Origin of the sequence: Rathayibacter sp. AY1D1, from assembly GCF_002932635.1 — a bacterium.
Lineage (GTDB): Bacteria > Actinomycetota > Actinomycetes > Actinomycetales > Microbacteriaceae > Rathayibacter.
On record NZ_PSVY01000017.1, the window covers coordinates 1 to 17,472 of the forward strand.

Here is a 17,472-nt window from a genome sequence, read left to right on the forward strand (position 1 = left end):
ACCCCGCCCCGTCACTCCTGATCCCCCCGCTCACGGGGTAGGCGCCCGCCGCCGCCCCGAGCTGACGCGGATCTCCGCGCGACGACCCCTGGTCGAGGGACGCCTCGACCTCCGGAGCATGGGTGAAGATCGGCGGATGACATCCGTGGGGGGCGTTCCGGAGCTCAGGCTGGCCGTCGTCGACGACCAGCCCCTCTACCGGCACATGCTGTCGTCGCTGCTGCGCGCGGTGCCGGGCGTGCGGAGCGTCGTGGAGGCCGGATCCGCCACGGAGGCGCGGTCGGTGCTGCGGCCCGCGGAGCTCGACGTGGCGATCCTCGACATCGAGCTCGGCGACGGGGACGGCATCGAGCTCGGGCGCCGGCTGCGGTCCACCGCGCCGGGGCTGGGCATCGTCCTGCTCTCGGCCGTCGACGCGATGCACCGCTTCCTCCGCCTCGACCGCGCCGAGGCCCGCGGCTGGAGCTACCTCTCGAAGACCTCCTCCCTCTCCGCCCCCGCGCTGCTCGCCTCCGTCCGCGCGACGGCGGACGGCCGCACCGTGCTCGATCCGGCGCTGGTCGCCGCCCGCGCGGCCCGCCGCGACTCCCCGGTCGCCGCGCTGAGCCCGCGCCAGTACGAGGTGCTCTCGGGTCTCGCATCGGGGCTGACCAACGCCGCGATCGGCGAGCGCCTCGGCATCGCGGTCCGCTCGGTCGACAACCACGTCAACGCCGTCTACGCGGGCCTCGGCGTGCGGTCGGACGGCGAGCGCAACCCGCGGGTCGACGCGACGCTCCTCTTCCTCGAGCACACCGGATGAGCGCCGGCCCGAGCGACACGCGCGAGGACAACCGCATCGTCCTCGGAGCGATGGCCCTCCTCGGCGGCGTCCTCTCGCTGCTGGCCGCGCTCCAGGCCGTCTTCGCGCTCGGGATGCTGTCGCGGACGCTGCGGAGCGTCGATCCGGGGCCGCTGCTCGACGTGACGACGCGCGTCCTGGTCAACGTGTCGACGATCGGGCTCGCGATCGCCCTGGTCGCGGTGCTGCGCCCCGAGCGCTCGACCGGCGGCGCCCGCGTGGCCCGGACGGCGGTCATCGCCGTGGGGATGGGACTCGTCCGCTGCTGCCTCCAGGTGCTGACCGGCGTCTACCCGCTCTCGGCACTCCCCGCTCTCGCGGTCGAGCTGGTCGTCGGATCCACGGTGATCGCGCTGATCACCGCCTACGGCTACCTGCTCGTGCGCGCGGCACGGCGCGTGCGCGAGAAGGAGCGGGAGCACGCCCGCGCCTCCGTGCAGGCGCTCGAGGCGGTGCAGGCCCTGCAGCGGGAGGAGCTGCGGGTGCGGCGCGACGTCGCGCAGAGCCTGCACGGCGGCCTCCAGAACGGACTCGTGGTGCTGACCGCCGAGCTGCACGCGGTCGCGAGCGCATCCGACGAGGCGGCCTCGGAGCGGCTGCTCGCCATCGCCGCCCGGCTCGACCGGCTCCGCGAGGACGAGGTGCGCGCGGTCGGCCACGCCCTCTACCCGGTCGAGATCGACCACGGCCTGGTCCCCGCCGTCCGCGACCTCGTCGCGCGACTCCCTCCCGAGATCGCCGTCGACCTCGACCTCGGCCGCATCCCGGCGCTCGCCGCCGAGGGCGCCGAGGCGCCGCTCGACCAGCGGATGCTCCTGGTCCGGTTCCTGGAGGAGGCGGTCACCAACGCGCTGAAGCACGGCGGCGCCTCCTCGCTGCGGGTGCGCGGCGACGAGGAGGCGGGCGTCGCGGTGCTCACCCTCGACGACGACGGCCGCGGACTCGTCGAGGGGTCGACGCGCTCGGGCCTGGCGCGGCTGGAGCGGCAGCTCGCGGTCTACGGGGGCTCGTTGGAGCTCTCGGACTCGCCCGTGCTGGCGGGGGCGCGGGTGAGGGCGCGGCTCCCGCTGTCCGGCGCGGCGCCCGGCGGGGCGGAGTAACGGGACGGGCGCTCCCGCCGTCCCTCGCGTCGAGCACAGGGCGGTCCGAGGGACGGATTCACACCGGATGGCGAGCAGTCTCCTCGTGCCCGCCCCTCACGCCGGGTAGACCAGCAGATCCTCCGGAGCGACGGTGAAGCCTGCCTCGCGGCCGGGCGCGAGGTCGAGGCGTGCCGCGTCGGCCGGCGGGACGTCGGCGGTCAGGAGCGCGCTGCGCACCCGCACCGCGTCTCCCCGCTGCTCCACATCGGTGATCACGGCGCGGAGGCCTCCCCCTCCGACGGAGACGGCGGAGGGACGGACCGCGGCGAGCACCGCGGCACCGACCGCGACCGGCTCGGCCGCGACTCCGGACAGCTCGTGCCCGCCGGCGGTGCGCAGACCCGTCGCGGTGCGGACGCCGTCGAGCAGCTCGAGCCCGGCGAGCTCGGCGGTGAACGCGGTGCGCGGGCGCGTGAGGACCCGGGCGGTCGGCCCCTCCTCCACCACACGGCCGCCGTGCAGCACCAGAACCCGGTCGGCGAGGGTCCAGGCGTCGAGCACGTCGTGGGTGACCACGATCGCCGAGCGGTCGGCGAGCACCTCGCGGAGCATCCGGCGGAGGACCGGGGCGGTCCGGGCGTCGACCGCGGCCAGCGGCTCGTCGAGCAGCAGGAGGCGCGGGTCGGTCGCGAGGGCCCGGGCGAGTGCGACCCGCTGAGCCTGGCCGCCGGAGAGACTCCCCGGGCGCCGGTCGGCCAGGTCGGCCACGCCCGCGGCGGCCAGCTCGCGCTCGGCCCGCTCGAGGGACCGCGCCCGTCCGGCGCCGGCGCTGCGCGGACCGAACGCCGCGTTCTCGCGCACGCTGAGGTGCGGGAACAGCAGCGGATCCTGCGCCAGCAGGGCGACGGGGCGCCGGTGCGGAGGAGTCCACCGGCGGTCGTCGAAGAGCAGCTCGCCGCCGGCGGTCGCCCGCCCGGAGTCGGCGCGGACGAGGCCGGCGATCAGCTCGAGCACGGTCGACTTGCCCGCGCCGTTGGGCCCGAGCAGCGCGATCGTCTCGCCCTCGGCCACGTCGATCCGCACGTCGATCCCGCGCGCCGCGAGCCGCGCCTCCAGCAGCAGGCTCACCGCGGCACCCCCCGGGCGGAGCGGCCGTGCGCGAGACCGATCACGAGCACCGCGACCACCACGAGCACCAGCGCGAGGGCGACCGCCGCGTCCGGATCGCTCTCGCGCTGCAGGTAGATCTCGAGCGGGAGGGTGCGCGTCGTGCCCTCGAGGCTGCCGGCGAAGGTCAGCGTCGCTCCGAACTCGCCGAGCGCCCGCGCGAACGAGAGGATCGCGCCCGAGGCGAGGCCCGGCAGGATCAGCGGCAGCGTGATCCGCCGGAGCACCGTACCGGGGGAGGCGCCGAGTGTCGCGGCGACCGACTCGTACCGCGCGCCGGCGCTGCGCAGCGCGCCCTCGAGCGTCAGCACCAGGAACGGCAGGGCCACGAAGGTCTGCGCGATCACGACGGCGGTGGTCGAGAACGCGATGCGGACGCCGAGGGCCTCCAGCGCGCCGCCGAGCAGGCCCATCCGCCCGAAGGCGAAGAGCAGCGCCAGCCCGCCGACCACCGGCGGGAGCACCAGCGGCAGCAGCACCAGCGAGCGGAGCAGGCGCTGGCCGGGGAAGGCCGTGCGGGCGAGCACGAGCGCCATCGGGGTGCCGAGCAGCAGGCACAGCAGGGTGGCGACGGCGGAGGTGCGCAGGCTCAGCAGGAGCGCGGCGACGGAGGAGTCGGAGGTGATCAGCGGCAGGAACTGCGGCCAGTCGACGCGGGCGAGGATCGCGGCGAGCGGGAGCAGCACCAGCAGGGCGCCGAGCGCGGCGACGGCCACGACCCAGCGCGGCAGGCCGGACCCGGTGCGCATCAGCCGCGGGCGAGCGGCGTCTCGACGATGACCGTGGTCGCCTTGACCACCGCCACCGCGGGAGACCCGGGCTCGAGCCCGAGCTCGCGGACCGCCTCGCTGCTCATCAGCGAGACCACGCGGTGCGGACCGCACTGCAGCTCGACCTGCGCCATCACGGTGTCCATCACGATGCCGGTGACGATCCCGACGAAGCGGTTGCGGGCCGAGCGCGCGACCGGGGACGGATCCTCCGGCAGCACGGCGTTCGCGCGGGCGAGCCGGGCGACCTCGAGGCCGTCGACGACGCGTCTCCCGGACGCGTCCTTCGCGCTCTCGAGCGTCCCGTTCTCGATCCAGCGCCGCAGCGTGTCGTCGCTCACGCCGAGCGCGGCGGCGGCGTCCCTGATCCGTATCTGCGGCATGGAGTCGATCCTACGTCCGCGGCTGAGCCTGTGCAGTGCCCGTCCCCTCTCCACGAGATGCCGCTCCGGTGCGCCTCCTGCGGCGTGCCGCGCATCCGGGTGGCATCTCGCGGAGAGGGAGGAGAGGAACGCGGAGGGACGGACGCTGGGGATCCCGGGCCGCGCGCGCAACCCCCTGGAGGACCGGCGGGAGCACGACGCACGCTGAAGAGACGACGACACAGGAGGCGGCATGCGCGCGATGGTCTACCGGGGCCCCTACAAGGTCCGCGTTGAGGAGAAGGACCGGCCGAGGATCGAGCACCCGAACGACGCGATCGTCCGGGTGACGATGGCGGCGATCTGCGGATCCGATCTGCACCTCTACCACGGACTGCTCCCGGACACCCGGATCGGCCACACCTTCGGCCACGAGTTCATCGGCGTGGTCGACGAGGTCGGCTCGTCGGTGCAGAACCTCAGCGTCGGCGACACGGTGATGGTCCCCTTCACCATCTACTGCGGCTCCTGCTGGTTCTGCTCCCGCGGCCTCTACTCCAACTGCCACAACGTGAATCCGAACGCCACCGCGATCGGCGGCATCTACGGCTACTCGCACTCGGCGGGCGGCTACGACGGCGGGCAGGCGGAGTACGTGCGCGTCCCGTTCGCCGACGTGGGTCCGACGAGGATCCCCGAGTGGCTGCCGCACGAGGACGCCCTGATGCTCACCGACGCCTTCTCGACCGGCTACTTCGGCGCGCAGCTCGGCGACATCGTCGAGGGCGACACGGTCGTGGTGCTCGGAGCCGGACCGGTCGGCCTGGCCGCCGCGCGCTCCGCCTGGCTGATGGGCGCCGGCCGCGTCATCGTCGTCGACCAGATCGACTACCGCCTCGCCAAGGCCCGCGACTTCGCCTTCGCCGAGACCATCGACTACACCGAGGAGGACGACCTCGTCGTCACCCTCAAGAAGACCACCGGCGGGCTCGGCGCCGACGTCGTGATCGACGCAGTCGGCGCGGAGGCCGACGGGAACCTCCTCCAGCACGTCACCGGCGCCAAGCTCAAGCTGCAGGGCGGCTCGCCGATCGCGCTCAACTGGGCGATCGACGGCGTCCGCAAGGGCGGCACCGTCTCGGTGATGGGCGCCTACGGTCCGCTCGCGAGCGCCGTCAAGTTCGGCGACGCCGTCAACAAGGGCCTCACGATGCGGATGAACCAGGCCCCCGTCACACGGCAGTGGCCGCGCCTGTTCGAGCACATCCGGGCCGGGCACATCACGCCCAGCGACCTGATCACGCACCGCATCCCGCTCGAGCACATCGCCGAGGGGTACCACCTGTTCTCGTCCAAGCTCGACGGCTGCATCAAGACCGTCGTCGTCCCGTAGGAGGATCCCGTGCCGTACACCGCCGACCGCCCCGTCCGCGTGCCGACCGCCGAGGAGCTGCGCGCCCGCATCCCGGGCTGGGGCGCCGACCTCGATCCCGCCGACCGGCCCGCCTTCCCCCGCGAGCGCAGCGACCTCGTGTCGGGCGCGCACTGGGAGCGCCCGGAGAGGATGCGGACGCACGGCCGTCGCGAGAAGAGCATCGAGCACCTCGAGCTGCCCGCCGTCTTCGGCACGGCGCAGCCCCTCCACGGCCTCTCGGGCGCGATCCGCCGCTACGCCTACGACCGGTTCAGCGAGGGGCGCCACGCGCACTGGCTGCTGCTCGTGCTGGGCGACCGGGTGGAGTCGACCGGGGCGCACCTCCGCTCGCTGCTCACGACACGGCCGGACGATCCGATCACCGAGACCGGTGTGCTGGCCGAGGCGCACGCGCACCCGATCGCCTCGCGCCGTGGCCGGTCCGACGTGCGCCACCAGATCCTCGACCCGCTGCTCGTCGGCGGTCCCTGGGTCCTCGCGGCCCTCGGCGCCGTGGCCGTCGCCCGCCGCCTCCTGCGCTGACGCCCGTTCCCCTCTCGCGAGAGGCCGCTCCGGTACGCCTCCGTCGGCGTGTCGCGGACCGGAGCGGCGTCCCGCGGAGGAGGACGGGGGTCAGCGGCTGCGGGGCGCGGCGCCCGCGGTCGGCGCGGTGCGGGTGTCGACGCTCGCCGTGAGTGCCGCGGAGTAGCCGGACGCCGGGCTGCCGGACATCGTCGCGAGCTGCAGGGCTCCGCCGTCGTCGCCGAAGACGGAGTCGGTGTCCAGGCCGACCCGGGCGAGGTTCGCGGCCGAGCCCGCGTACGCGTCGAGGGCGTAGACGGCGGTGCACGCCTCCACCTGCAGGGCGACCTGCGAGGTCGCGATCGCGTTCGACGCGTCGGCGATCGAGTCCACCCCCGGGTACACCTCGAAGTGGATGTGCGGCCAGCGGCCGGAGTAGCAGGCCGGGACGATCGAGGCGAAGGAGACGACGCCCGACGCGTCGGCGACCTGCACGCCGCGGAGGTACGTCTCGTCCTCGACGCCGCGGGAGTACATCGAGTAGTCCCCGTTCGCGTCGCAGTGCCAGACGTACACGGCGGCTCCGGCGAACGGCACGCCCCCGCTCGCCGCGTCGAGGATCGTCAGAGTGAGCGCCAGGGGGACCCCGTCGGCCGTCGCGCCGCCGCCGATGCTGGTGCGCAGGTCGCTGCGGACGATCCCAGAGCGCTCGAGGACGTCGACCCCGTTCGAGCCGTCGCCCGGGTAGGGGCCGGCCGTCTCGTCGGGGATCTCGCCGGCGACCGCGGTGCCGGCCCCGGCCGTGGCGGTCGCGGTGGGAGTCGCGGTGGCGGTCGCGGCGGCGGAGGAGGCGGATCCCGATCCTCCGGTGGCGCACGCCGCGAGCCCGAGGGTCGCCGCCCCCGCGCCGACCAGCGTCAGCACGCCGCGCCGCGAGAAGAGGGTCCCCACGTCGAACGGGAGGCCCTGGTCGACCACCTCCTCCTCGGGGCGGTCGAGCCGGCGGCCCTCGTAGGCCGGTCCGTCGGGCGTGCTGCGGGGCTGCGGGATGCGGGTCATGGTCGTGCTCCTCGTCGATCGTGGTGTCCGTCGCGGGCAACCCTGGCGGCCGGGGCTCTGCGCCTCCGATGACCGTCCTACGACCCTCCTATGACCGACCCGCGGCTCCCCGGCCGTCCTGCTGGCCGTCCTGCGACCCCGCACCGGCCGTCCGCCGACCCTCCTCCGACGCCGAGACGCCCCTCAGGGTGCTCCCAACCCGGGTATCCCGTGGCCTCTCACGGCGCTCCGAACCCGGCCGCCGCGAGCACCGCGCGCCCGGCGTCGGAGGCGACGTACGCGACGAAGGCCGCCGCCGTGGCCGGGTCGCCCGCTCCGGTCAGCGCCGCGATCGGGTACGTGTTCACCGCCTCCGAGGCCTCGGCGAAGGGGATGCCGGTGACCGAGCCCGCGGCCCCGCGGACGTCGGTCGCGTAGACGAGCCCGGCGTCCGCTTCGCCCGAGGACACCTTGCCGAGCACGTCGGTGACCGACGACTCCTCGCTCACGGGGGAGATGTCGACACCGGCGGCCTGCTCGACCGCGACGGCCGCTGCTCCGCACGGCACCTGCGGCGCGCAGACGACGGTGGCGGTCCCGGGCCGGGCGAGGTCGGCGAGCGAGGCGACCTGCGCCGGGTTGCCGGGAGGCACGGCGATCTCGAGCGTGTTCGTGGCGATGTCGACCGGGTCCCCGTCGACGAACCCGGCCTCGGCGACGGTGGACATCGTGCGCTCGTCGGCGGAGGCGAAGACGTCGGCCGGGGCGCCGTTGACGATCTGCGTCGCAAGATCGGAGGAGCCGGCGAAGGAGAGCTCGACCTCGGCTCCGGGCTCGGCGGCCTCGAACCCCGTGGCGAGCTCGGTGAACGCGCCCTTCAGCGAGGCGGCGGCGAAGACCGTGATGGAGCCGCCGACCGAGGACGTCGCGCCGCCGGTGGCCGCATCGCCGGCGGGGGTCGACGGAGCGGAGCAGCCCGCGAGCAGGAGGAGCGCGGCAGCGGCCGGGACGAGGGGGAGCAGTCGACGACGCACGGGGACCTCCGGATGTGGGCTCCGCAGATGCGGCGGACAGCTGATTCTAGAACCTCAGGTGCGGAGCCGGGCTGGGAGGAGGGCCTCACGTGCGGCGGAGAGACGATCCGAGGACCGGACCGGCCGGGCGATGCACCTGCGCGGGGAACGACCGCCCGCGCGACGCACAGCGGCGGGCGGACCGCAGCCCTCCGGCTCCGGCCCGCCCGCCGCTCGTCGCGGCCGCCTCGACGGCGGCCCTCCGCTCAGCTCTGCGGCGGCGAGTAGAACTGGAGGTCGTTGCCCTCCGAGTCCTTGAAGGGGAGGATGCGGCCCCACTCGTGGTCGCTGATCTCGCCCTCGATCGGCGCGCCCCGCGCCGTGAGGCGCTCCAGCTCGTCCTCGATCGAGCCCTCGGGCTGGAACGAGATGACCGCCCCGCCCTGCTCCGCGACCGTGGCCGACTCGCGGGCGTTCAGGCCGATCATCAGCCCGCCGGCGTCCAGCTCCGACCAGTCGTCCGAGGTGTCCTTGACCCCGAGGCCGAGCGTGTCGCGGTAGAAATCGACCGCCCGCTCAATGTCCGTGACGGGGACCCAGACCGTTGCGACTCCTGATGCCATGTCGTGCTCCTTCGCTCGATGATGCCGATCCTCCGACGCTAGGTCGGGGACGCCCGGAGCGGGGGCCCTTGCGCCGACGCGCGGAGGCTGCTCTCGCGCGGCGCCTCTCCGCCGAGCTGCCGTGCTCACGCGCCCGGCAGCGGTGAGGCGCCGGCTTCCCGCTGCCCGTCAGTGCCGAGACACCGCCCCGCGCCGAGACACCGCCCCTCGCCGGCGTCCCGGCGCGCAGCGGGACGTCTCGGCCCGGCCTCCGCGCGCGAGCGCTCCCCGCCGACGTCACCGACGACGCGGCCGCCGAGGCGGGCGTCGCCTGGATCGAGGAGGCGGTGGGCCCGCTGCGCATCCTGGTCAACAACGCCGGCGTCCAGCACCGCGTGCCCCTGCTCGAGCTCGAGGTCGCCGACTGGGAGCGGGTGCTGCGCACGAACCTCACCAGCGCCTTCGTGGTCGGCCGGGCGGCGGCGAAGCGGATGATCCCGCGCGGCGCCGGGAAGATCGTCAACGTCGCCTCGGTGCAGGCCGATCTCGCGCGGCCGACGATCGCGCCCTACACCGCCTCGAAGGGCGGGATCCGCAATCTCACCCGCGCGATGACGGCGGAGTGGGCGCAGCACGGCATCCAGGTCAACGCGATCGCTCCGGGCTACATCCACACCGAGATGACGCAGGGCCTCGTCGACGACGAGGCGTTCGACAGCTGGATCCTCGGCCGCACGCCCGCCGCGCGCTGGGGCCGCGTCGAGGACCTGATCGGCCCCGCCGTCTGGCTCGCCTCCGACGGCTCGGACTACGTCAACGGGCAGGTCGTCTTCATCGACGGCGGCATGACCGTCGTCGTCTGAGTCACCCCTCGACCCACCGAACGGAACCCGTATGACCGCGCTCGTCCCCGCCTCCACCACCCGCGTCGTCGTCCACGCCGCCGGCGACCTCCGCGTCGAGGAGGCGCCACTCGCGCCGCGCGGCCCCGGCGAGGCCCTCGTCGCCGTCGCGTAAGGCGGGATCTGCGGCTCCGATCTGCACTACTGGACGCACGGCGCCGCGGGCGAGTCGATCCTCCGCGAGCCGCTGACGCTCGGCCACGAGGTGGTCGGCACGGTCGTCGAGGTAGCGGTGGACGGCTCGGGACCCCCGGTCGGCGCGGCCGTCGCCGTGCACCCCGCGACCGCTCGCGGCGAGTGGCCCGACGGGCGCCCCAACCTCGCGACCGAGGGCACCTACCTGGGCAGCGCCGCGCGGATGCCGCACACCCAGGGCGCGTTCGCCCGCCACGCGGTGCTGCCGGCGCGCATGCTCCGCGAGCTGCCCGCCGGTCTCGGGCTCCGGGAGGCGGCGCTCGCGGAGCCGGCGAGCGTCGCCTGGCACGCGGTGTCGCGCGCGGGTGAAGTGTCGGGACGGCGCGCGCTGGTGATCGGCAGCGGCCCGATCGGGGCGCTGATCGTCGCCGTGCTGAAGCGGGCGGGGGCGGCCGAGATCGTCGCCGTCGACCTGGCCGAGGAGCCCCTCGCGATCGCCCGGGCGGTCGGCGCGACCCGGACGATCCGCGCGACCGACGCCGACGCGATCGCCGAGGTCGCGGCCGACGTCGTCTTCGAGTCCTCGGGCAGCCCGCGCGGCCTCGCCTCGGCCGTCCGGGGCGCCGCCCGCGGCGGCACTGTCGTGATGGTGGGACTCCTCCCCTCGGGCGAGCAGCCGACCCTGATCTCGCTCGCGATCACCCGGGAGCTGCGCCTGATCGGCTCCTTCCGCTTCGTCGACGAGATCGACGAGGTGCTGGCGGCGCTCGCCGACGGGAGCCTCGCGGTGGCGCCGGTGGTCACGCAGGTGCTGCCGCTGGAGCGCGCGCTCGAGGCCTTCGAGCTCGCCCGCGACGCCTCGCGCTCGAGCAAGGTGCTGCTCGACTTCACCCCGTGACGGGCGCTCGAGGCGCCTCCGGAGGGTCGGGATCGCCCGAGCGTTCGGAGTTCCCTCGGACGGCGGCGCCGCCGGAGCACTACCGTTGCACCATGGCGTCCACCGATACCCCCGATTCCGCCCCCGAAGCCGACACCGCTTCCGAGAGCGCCCCCACGCTCACCTTCTCCGACCTCGGTCTCTCCGACCCGGTCCTCAAGGCCCTCAAGGAGGTCGGCTACGAGACGCCCTCGGCCATCCAGGCCGCGACGATCCCGTCCCTCCTCTCCGGCCGCGACGTCCTCGGCGTCGCCCAGACCGGCACCGGCAAGACCGCGGCGTTCGCGCTGCCGATCCTCTCGCGCCTCGACGTCTCGCAGAAGACGCCGCAGGCCCTCGTGCTGGCCCCGACCCGCGAGCTCGCGCTGCAGGTGTGCGAGGCGTTCGAGCGCTACGCGTCCGGCCTCCGCGGCGTCCACGTCCTCCCCGTCTACGGCGGCCAGGGATACGGCACCCAGCTCTCCGCGCTCCGCCGCGGCGTCCACGTCGTCGTCGGCACGCCCGGCCGCATCATGGACCACCTCGAGAAGGGCACCCTCGACCTCTCGCAGCTGAAGTTCCTGGTTCTCGACGAGGCCGACGAGATGCTCAAGATGGGCTTCGCGGAGGACGTCGAGACGATCCTCGCCGACACCCCCGTCGAGAAGCAGATCGCGCTGTTCTCGGCGACGATGCCCGCGCAGATCCGCCGCATCTCCGGCAAGTACCTGAAGGAGCCGGAGGAGATCACGGTCAAGAACAAGACCACGACCTCCGTCAACACCACGCAGCGCTACCTGATGGTGTCGTACCCGCAGAAGGTCGACGCCCTCACCCGCATCCTCGAGGTCGAGAACTTCGAGGGCATGATCGTGTTCGTCCGCACGAAGAGCGAGACGGAGACGCTGGCCGAGAAGCTGCGCGCCCGCGGCTACACCGCGGCGGCGATCAGCGGAGACGTGGCCCAGGCCCAGCGCGAGCGCACGGTCGAGCAGCTGAAGTCGGGCAAGCTCGACATCCTCGTCGCGACCGATGTCGCCGCCCGCGGCCTCGACGTCGAGCGCATCAGCCACGTCGTCAACTACGACATCCCGATCGACACCGAGTCGTACGTCCACCGCATCGGCCGCACCGGTCGCGCGGGGCGCAGCGGAGCGGCGATCAGCTTCGTCACGCCGCGCGAGCGCCGCCTCCTCGCCGCCATCGAGAAGGCCACCCGCCAGCCGCTGACCGAGATGCGGATGCCGAGCGTCGAGGACGTCAACGTCACCCGCCTCTCGCGCTTCGACGACGCGATCACCGCGGCGCTCGCCGACACCGAGCGCCTGCAGCGCTTCCGCGACATCATCGGCCACTACGTCGAGCACCACGACGTGGTCGAGTCGGACGTCGCCGCCGCGCTGGCCATCGTCGCGCAGGGCGAGGAGCCGCTGCTGCTCTCGCCCGACGACCCCCGCTTCGCCCGTCGCGAGCGCGAGGACCGCGACTCCCGGCCCGACCGCGGCGACCGTCCCGAGCGCGGCGACCGCTTCGACCGCGGCGGCGACCGGGGCGAGCGTCCCGAGCGCCGTCAGCGCCCGGCGAACAGCAACCTCGCCTCGTACCGGATCGAGGTCGGCCGCCGCCAGCGCGTCGAGCCCCGCCAGATCGTGGGCGCGCTCGCGAACGAGGGCGGCCTCAACCGCGGCGACTTCGGGCACATCGACATCCGCCCGGACTTCTCGATCGTGGAGCTGCCGGCCGACCTGCCCCAGGACGTGCTCGACCGCCTCGCCGACACCCGCATCAGCGGCCAGCTGATCGAGCTGAAGCCGGACCGCCGTCCGAGCCGCGCCGGCGCCGACCGCGGCGCACGCCCCAGCGGCCCGAGCCGCTCGAGCGAGCGCCCGGAGCGCAAGCCGCGCTACTGACGCCTCCCGCCCCGGCGGACGGGCCTCCACGAGACGCCGCTCCGGTACAGCGACCCTTGCGTGTCGCGTACCGGAGTGGCGTCTCGCGTTCGTGCGGGGGGCGGCCTCAGCGGCGCAGGACGCGCCGGGCCAGCACGTTGCCGAGCAGCTGCACCAGCTGCACGATCACGATGATCACGAGCACCGCGGCCCAGGTGACGACCGGCTCGAACTGCCGGTAGCCGTACTGGATCGCGAAGTTGCCGAGCCCGCCGGCGCCGATGTAGCCGGCGACCGCCGACATGTCGATCACGGCGACGAACACGAACGTGTAGCCGAGGATCAGCGGACCGAGCGCCTCCGGCAGCAGCACCGTGCGGACGATCCGGAACCGGCTCGCTCCGACCGACCGCGCCGCCTCGATCACGCCGGGCTGCACGGTCAGCAGGTTCTGCTCCACGATCCGCCCGATGCCGAAGGCGGCGCCGAGCGAGAGGGTGAAGACGATCGCGTCCGTGCCGATGCCGGAGCCGACCACCAGCCGGGCCAGCGGCTGGGCCGCGGCGATGAAGATGATGAACGGGATCGGCCGGAACACGTTCACGATCACGTTGAGCAGTCCGTAGACCACCCGGTTCGCGTAGAGGGCGCCGCCGCGGGTGAGCGCGAGGCCCAGTCCGATCAGCAGTCCGCCGAGCCCGCCGAAGAGGAGGCTCAGCGCGACGATGTAGAGCGTCTCGCCGGTCGCCTGGACGAGCTTGGGCAGGAGCGGGATCAGCTCGTTCATCGGGGCACCTCCGTGAGGGCGACGCGTCCGCCGAGGCGGGCGAGGAGGGGGTCGACGACGCCGTCCGGCGCGTCGAGGGCGACCGTGAGGTGGCCGAATGCCCGTCCGCGGACGTCGGTGATGCCGCCGTAGACGAGCTCGAGCGGCACGCCGGCGGCCGCGACCTCGGCGAAGACGTCGCCCTGGGAGGCGGAGTCGTCCGAGAACGAGAGCGTGACCAGCCGACCGCGGTGGCGCGCGCGCAGGACGGCCGCCTCCGCGGGCGAGGGCACCGAGCGGACGACCGTGGAGACGAAGCGGCGGGTGACCGGCTCGCGCGGGGCCGAGAACACGTCGAAGACGGGCCCGCGCTCCACGATGCGGCCCGACTCCATCACCGCGACCTTCGTCGCGAGCTGCTGGACCACGTCCATCTCGTGGGTGATCACGACGATGGTGACGCCCAGCTCCTCGTTGATGCGGCGGAGGAGGGCGAGCACCTCGCCTGTCGTGTCCGGGTCGAGCGCGCTGGTGGCCTCGTCGGCCAGCAGGATGCGCGGGGAGGCGGCGAGGGCGCGGGCGATGCCGACGCGCTGCTTCTGCCCGCCCGAGAGCTGCTCCGGGTGGCTGCGCGCCTTGTCGCTCAGGCCGACGAAGCGGAGCATCTCGTCGACGCGGGCGCGCTGCTCCGCCCGCGGGACGCCCGCGACCTGCAGCGGGTAGGCGACGTTCTGCCCCACGGTCTTCGAGCCGAACAGGTTGAACTGCTGGAAGATCATCCCGATCCCCAGGCGCAGCCGGCGCAGCTCGCGCTCGGGCAGGCCCACGGTCTCGCGGCCGTCGATCTCGATGCTGCCGCTGGTCGCGGGCTCCAGAGCGTTGACGAGGCGCGCGAGCGTGCTCTTGCCGGCGCCGGAGTAGCCGATCACGCCGTAGACGTCGCCCGCCTCGATCTCGAGGCTCACGCCGTCGACGGCCGCGGTCGGGGCGGCGCCGCGCCCTGCGCCGGGGTACACCTTGCGCACGTCGGTCATGCGGATGAGCGGCACGGGGCGCCCTTTCTGTTGCGGGGGAGGCGCGGGACCGCGCCGGAGGGGAGCTCCGCGAGCGGAGGACCCGACCGGCGCGGTGCCGCGGGTGCCGGAGTCAGGAGGCGGCGGAGATGTCGGTCTCGGCGGACTCGAGCGAGGTCTCCAGCTCGGAGGCCGGGGTCTTCAGGAAGACCGCGGTGCCGCCGGACTGCTCCGAGACGCCGTCGAGCACGTCCTGGCTGTCCTGGTAGATCGAGACGAGCTTCGTGTAGGTCTCGTTCTCGGCGTCGTCGGCCCGGGCGGCGAAGATGTTCGTGTAGAGCAGGGAGGCGGGGTCGCTCGGGTCGTCCTGGGCGATCGCGTCCGAGGCCTTCAGGCCCGCGTTCTCGATGAAGTCGTTGTTGATGATCGCGGCGGCCACGTCCGGGAGCGACGTCGGGGTGAGGGAGGCCTCCAGCGCGGTGACCTCCACCTTCGAGGAGGACTCGACGTCGTCGACGTTCGAGAGCACTCCGCCGCCGTCCTTCAGCTCGACGAGCCCGGCCGACTGCAGCACCAGCAGCGCGCGCGCCTGGTTGGTCTCGTCGTTGGGGATCGCGACGGTGGAGCCGGCGGGGATGTCCGCGACGTCGTCGTACTGCGAGGAGTAGAGGCCGAGCGGGTAGATCGCGGTCGCGCCGATCGGCACGAGGTCGGCGTCGGCCGAGGTGTTGTACTGCGCCAGGTAGGCGATGTGCTGGAACTGGTTGAGGTCGATCTCGCCCTCGGTGAGGGCGGGGTTGGGCTGGTTGTAGTCGCTGAAGTCGACGATCTCGACGTCGATCCCGGCGTCGGCGGCGGCCTTCTCGTAGGTGGCCCAGTAGGGGTCGCTCGCGCCGACCACGCCGATGCGGACGGTGTCGTCGCCGCCGCCCGCGCCGGAGCAGCCGGCGAGGAGGAGGGCGGCGGAGGCGGCGATCGCGGAGGTCGCGAGGAGTCGGGTGCGCAGGGTCATGGCTGTGGGGATCCTTCCGTGGAGAGGATCCGGGCACTCGGCGCTGACCGAGCGGTGCTGGTCACCGCCGGCGCTGCGACCGGCCTCCGGTCGCTCGGCGCCGCGACTGCGCGGATCCCGGGGATCACCTTACGAAGGCGGTCGGACCCGCGCGGAACCCGCGCGTAACACGGCGACTCGGAGGCAGCGGAGGCGCGCGCTCACCGCCTGAGCGCGCCGTGGCGGCCGCTCAGCTCGCGAGCGCGCCGTCCTCGCCCGCCGACGCCTCGTGCTTGGCGATCCGCTTCGCGATCGCGTCGCGCTCGGCCCGGAGCGACGCGATGGTCGGCTTGTCCAGGCGGGGGTCGGCCAGGTCGGCGAAGGGGCTCGCGGCGCCGGTGCGCGCGGACACGAGCGCGGCGTACGCCTTCGTCGCGGCGCGGAGCTCGGCTCCGGCCCGTTCGACCTTCCGCGGCTTCGACTCCTTGTCCGAGACGAGTCGGGCGTGCTTGTCGAGGGCGTCTACCAGCGCGCGATGCGCGGCGTCAATCTTCTTGCTCATAGGCGCATTATGGCGCAGGATCGGCGCACGGCGCCGACTGTGACTCCCCGCGCCCGTCGCCACCTTCCGTGAGACGCCGCTTCGGCACGCGACACGCCGGGGGAGGCGTACCGGAGCGGCACCTCGCGGGGAGGGGACGGGCGGGTCAGCGGGCGACCGGCGTGGAGACGGACGACGCGCCGGCGCTGGTGGCGACCGCGTCGAGGACGCGCTGCACGTCGAGGGCGTCGGCGAATGTGGGCGTGACCGCCGTGCCTCCGGCGATCGCCTCGACGAGGTCGACGACCTGGTGCGTGAAGAGGTGCTCGTAGCCGATGCCGTGCCCGGTCGGCCACCAGGCCGCCATGTACGGGTGCGCCGGCTCGGTGACCTGGATGCGCCGGAAGCCCTGCGCCTCCTCGGGGTCGCGGGCGTCGTAGTACTCGAGCTCGTTCATCCGCTCGAAGTCGAACGCGATCGAGCCGAGCTCGCCGTTCACCTCGATCCGGTTGGCGTTGCGGCGGCCGGTCGCGACGCGGGTCGCCTCGAAGACGCCCAGGGCGCCGCCCTCGAAGGAGGCGGTGAAGGCCGCGGCGTCGTCGACGGTCACGGCGCCGCGCGGGGCGTCGGCACCGGCGCGGCCGCCGAGGCCGACCTGCTCGCTGAGCACGGGGCGCTCGGTGGTGAAGGTGCGCAGCGTCGCCGAGACCGAGGTGATGCCGCGGCCGGTCAGCCACTGGGCGGTGTCGATGCTGTGCGCGCCGATGTCGCCGAGGGCGCCCGAGCCGGCGCGCTCCTTCTGCAGGCGCCAGGTCAGCGGCGCCTCGGAGTCGGACAGCCAGTCCTGCAGGTACTGGGCGCGCACATGGCGGATGTCGCCGAGGCGGCCCTCCTCGATGAAGCGCTTCGCGAGGGCGAGGGCCGGGGTGCGGCGGTAGCTGAAGCCGCACATCGCCACCTTGCCGGAGGCGGCGGCCGCGGCGACCATCCGCTCCGCCTCCTCGACGGAGTTGGCGAGGGGCTTCTCGCACAGCACGTGCTTGCCGGCCTCGAGGGCCGCGATGGCGATCTCGGCGTGGGTGTCGCCCGGCGTGCAGATGTCGACGAGGTCGATGTCGTCGCGGGCGATGACGGCCCGCCAGTCGGTGGAGGCCTCGCTCCAGCCCAGCCGCTCGGCGCGCTCGGCGGTCGAGTCGGGGTTGCTCCCCACGAGCACGGCGAGCTCGGGGCGGAGGGGGAGGGGGAAGAAGCGGGAGGCGGTGCGCCAGGCGTGCGAGTGGGTGCGGCCCATGAAGGCGGTCCCCACCATCGCGACGCGCAGGGCTCGGTCGTTCGACATCGTCGTCCTTTCGTCGGCCGTACGACCCTGCCACGGGTCGGGGCGCGGGCGCTACCGCGCTCGGCGAGGCCGCCTCCGGGGCGACGCGCCCGGGCTGCACGGACATGAGCGCGTTCATAGGGTTCGGAGAGCGCTCTATCACGGACGGAATGTCTCAACCGCCGCCGTC

17 protein-coding genes and 1 pseudogene are annotated in these 17,472 nt (G+C 74.0%); 7 read left to right on the forward strand and 11 right to left on the reverse strand.

The window, feature by feature from the left end:
* The first annotated feature begins 136 nt into the window (after nucleotides 1-136).
* Entirely contained in the window at nucleotides 137-802 is a 666-nt protein-coding gene (locus C5C56_RS11375) for a response regulator transcription factor (RefSeq protein WP_104247673.1), read from the forward strand.
* Nucleotides 799-1,941, forward strand: a complete 1,143-nt coding sequence (locus C5C56_RS11380; protein WP_104319618.1) for a sensor histidine kinase — start codon at nucleotides 799-801, stop codon at nucleotides 1,939-1,941. Before C5C56_RS11375 ends, C5C56_RS11380 begins: the two co-directional genes overlap by 4 nt.
* A gap of 96 nt (nucleotides 1,942-2,037) precedes the next feature.
* On the opposite strand, the gene C5C56_RS11385 is transcribed toward C5C56_RS11380, so the two are convergent.
* Genes C5C56_RS11385 through C5C56_RS11395 form a run of 3 tightly spaced genes read right to left on the reverse strand, consistent with a single transcriptional unit; the run spans nucleotide 2,038 to nucleotide 4,243 of the window.
* A complete protein-coding gene (locus C5C56_RS11385; RefSeq protein WP_104319619.1) occupies nucleotides 2,038-3,051 on the reverse strand; it encodes a sulfate/molybdate ABC transporter ATP-binding protein in 1,014 nt (337 codons plus the stop codon).
* Nucleotides 3,048-3,839, reverse strand: a complete 792-nt coding sequence (locus C5C56_RS11390) for an ABC transporter permease (RefSeq protein WP_104319620.1) — start codon at nucleotides 3,837-3,839, stop codon at nucleotides 3,048-3,050. The genes C5C56_RS11385 and C5C56_RS11390 overlap by 4 nt, the downstream gene beginning before the upstream one ends.
* Complete coding sequence (locus C5C56_RS11395; RefSeq protein WP_104222447.1) at nucleotides 3,839-4,243, reverse strand: molybdopterin-binding protein; 405 nt, start codon at nucleotides 4,241-4,243, stop codon at nucleotides 3,839-3,841. The genes C5C56_RS11390 and C5C56_RS11395 overlap by 1 nt, the downstream gene beginning before the upstream one ends.
* A 232-nt stretch (nucleotides 4,244-4,475) precedes the next feature.
* On the opposite strand from C5C56_RS11395, the gene C5C56_RS11400 reads away from it, so the two are divergent.
* Nucleotides 4,476-5,615, forward strand: a complete 1,140-nt coding sequence (locus C5C56_RS11400) for a zinc-dependent alcohol dehydrogenase (RefSeq protein WP_104319621.1) — start codon at nucleotides 4,476-4,478, stop codon at nucleotides 5,613-5,615.
* 9 nt (nucleotides 5,616-5,624) lie between these two features.
* Nucleotides 5,625-6,179 (forward strand): hypothetical protein, encoded by a 555-nt coding sequence (locus C5C56_RS11405; RefSeq protein ID WP_104319622.1) that lies wholly within the window; start codon nucleotides 5,625-5,627, stop codon nucleotides 6,177-6,179.
* A 90-nt stretch (nucleotides 6,180-6,269) separates the two neighbouring features.
* Here the strand turns inward: C5C56_RS11405 and C5C56_RS11410 are convergent, their stop codons facing one another.
* The 3 genes from C5C56_RS11410 to C5C56_RS11420 form a co-directional block, all read right to left on the reverse strand.
* Nucleotides 6,270-7,217, reverse strand: a complete 948-nt coding sequence (locus C5C56_RS11410; RefSeq protein WP_104319623.1) for a 3,4-dioxygenase subunit beta — start codon at nucleotides 7,215-7,217, stop codon at nucleotides 6,270-6,272.
* 218 nt (nucleotides 7,218-7,435) lie between these two features.
* The gene (modA, locus tag C5C56_RS11415; RefSeq protein WP_104319624.1) at nucleotides 7,436-8,230 is read right to left on the reverse strand and encodes a molybdate ABC transporter substrate-binding protein; all 795 of its coding nucleotides are present in this window, start codon (nucleotides 8,228-8,230) and stop codon (nucleotides 7,436-7,438) included.
* Nucleotides 8,231-8,475: 245 nt separating this feature from the next.
* A complete protein-coding gene (locus tag C5C56_RS11420; protein ID WP_104319625.1) occupies nucleotides 8,476-8,832 on the reverse strand; it encodes a VOC family protein in 357 nt (118 codons plus the stop codon).
* A gap of 161 nt (nucleotides 8,833-8,993) precedes the next feature.
* On the opposite strand from C5C56_RS11420, the gene C5C56_RS11425 reads away from it, so the two are divergent.
* The 3 genes and pseudogenes from C5C56_RS11425 (at nucleotide 8,994) to C5C56_RS11435 (ending at nucleotide 12,674) form a co-directional block, all read left to right on the forward strand.
* Entirely contained in the window at nucleotides 8,994-9,674 is a 681-nt protein-coding gene (locus tag C5C56_RS11425) for an SDR family oxidoreductase (protein ID WP_104222453.1), read from the forward strand.
* Between the two features lie 31 nt (nucleotides 9,675-9,705).
* Nucleotides 9,706-10,746: pseudogene (locus tag C5C56_RS11430) on the forward strand (L-idonate 5-dehydrogenase).
* A 92-nt stretch (nucleotides 10,747-10,838) separates the two neighbouring features.
* The gene (locus tag C5C56_RS11435; RefSeq protein WP_104237941.1) at nucleotides 10,839-12,674 is read left to right on the forward strand and encodes a DEAD/DEAH box helicase; all 1,836 of its coding nucleotides are present in this window, start codon (nucleotides 10,839-10,841) and stop codon (nucleotides 12,672-12,674) included.
* Between the two features lie 106 nt (nucleotides 12,675-12,780).
* On the opposite strand, the gene C5C56_RS11440 is transcribed toward C5C56_RS11435, so the two are convergent.
* From C5C56_RS11440 to C5C56_RS11460, 5 genes are all read right to left on the reverse strand, one after another.
* Nucleotides 12,781-13,440, reverse strand: a complete 660-nt coding sequence (locus tag C5C56_RS11440; protein WP_104237942.1) for a methionine ABC transporter permease — start codon at nucleotides 13,438-13,440, stop codon at nucleotides 12,781-12,783.
* A complete protein-coding gene (locus C5C56_RS11445; RefSeq protein WP_104292642.1) occupies nucleotides 13,437-14,453 on the reverse strand; it encodes a methionine ABC transporter ATP-binding protein in 1,017 nt (338 codons plus the stop codon). Before C5C56_RS11445 ends, C5C56_RS11440 begins: the two co-directional genes overlap by 4 nt.
* Nucleotides 14,454-14,565: 112 nt before the next feature.
* Nucleotides 14,566-15,444: a MetQ/NlpA family ABC transporter substrate-binding protein gene (locus C5C56_RS11450; protein WP_104237943.1), complete on the reverse strand. Its 879-nt coding sequence runs from the start codon at nucleotides 15,442-15,444 to the stop codon at nucleotides 14,566-14,568.
* 229 nt (nucleotides 15,445-15,673) lie between these two features.
* The gene (locus tag C5C56_RS11455; protein ID WP_104233529.1) at nucleotides 15,674-15,985 is read right to left on the reverse strand and encodes a hypothetical protein; all 312 of its coding nucleotides are present in this window, start codon (nucleotides 15,983-15,985) and stop codon (nucleotides 15,674-15,676) included.
* Between the two features lie 145 nt (nucleotides 15,986-16,130).
* Nucleotides 16,131-17,303 carry a Gfo/Idh/MocA family protein gene (locus C5C56_RS11460; RefSeq protein WP_104226598.1) on the reverse strand — a complete coding sequence of 391 codons (1,173 nt, stop codon included), beginning with the start codon at nucleotides 17,301-17,303 and terminating at the stop codon, nucleotides 16,131-16,133.
* Nucleotides 17,304-17,472: the final 169 nt, after the last annotated feature.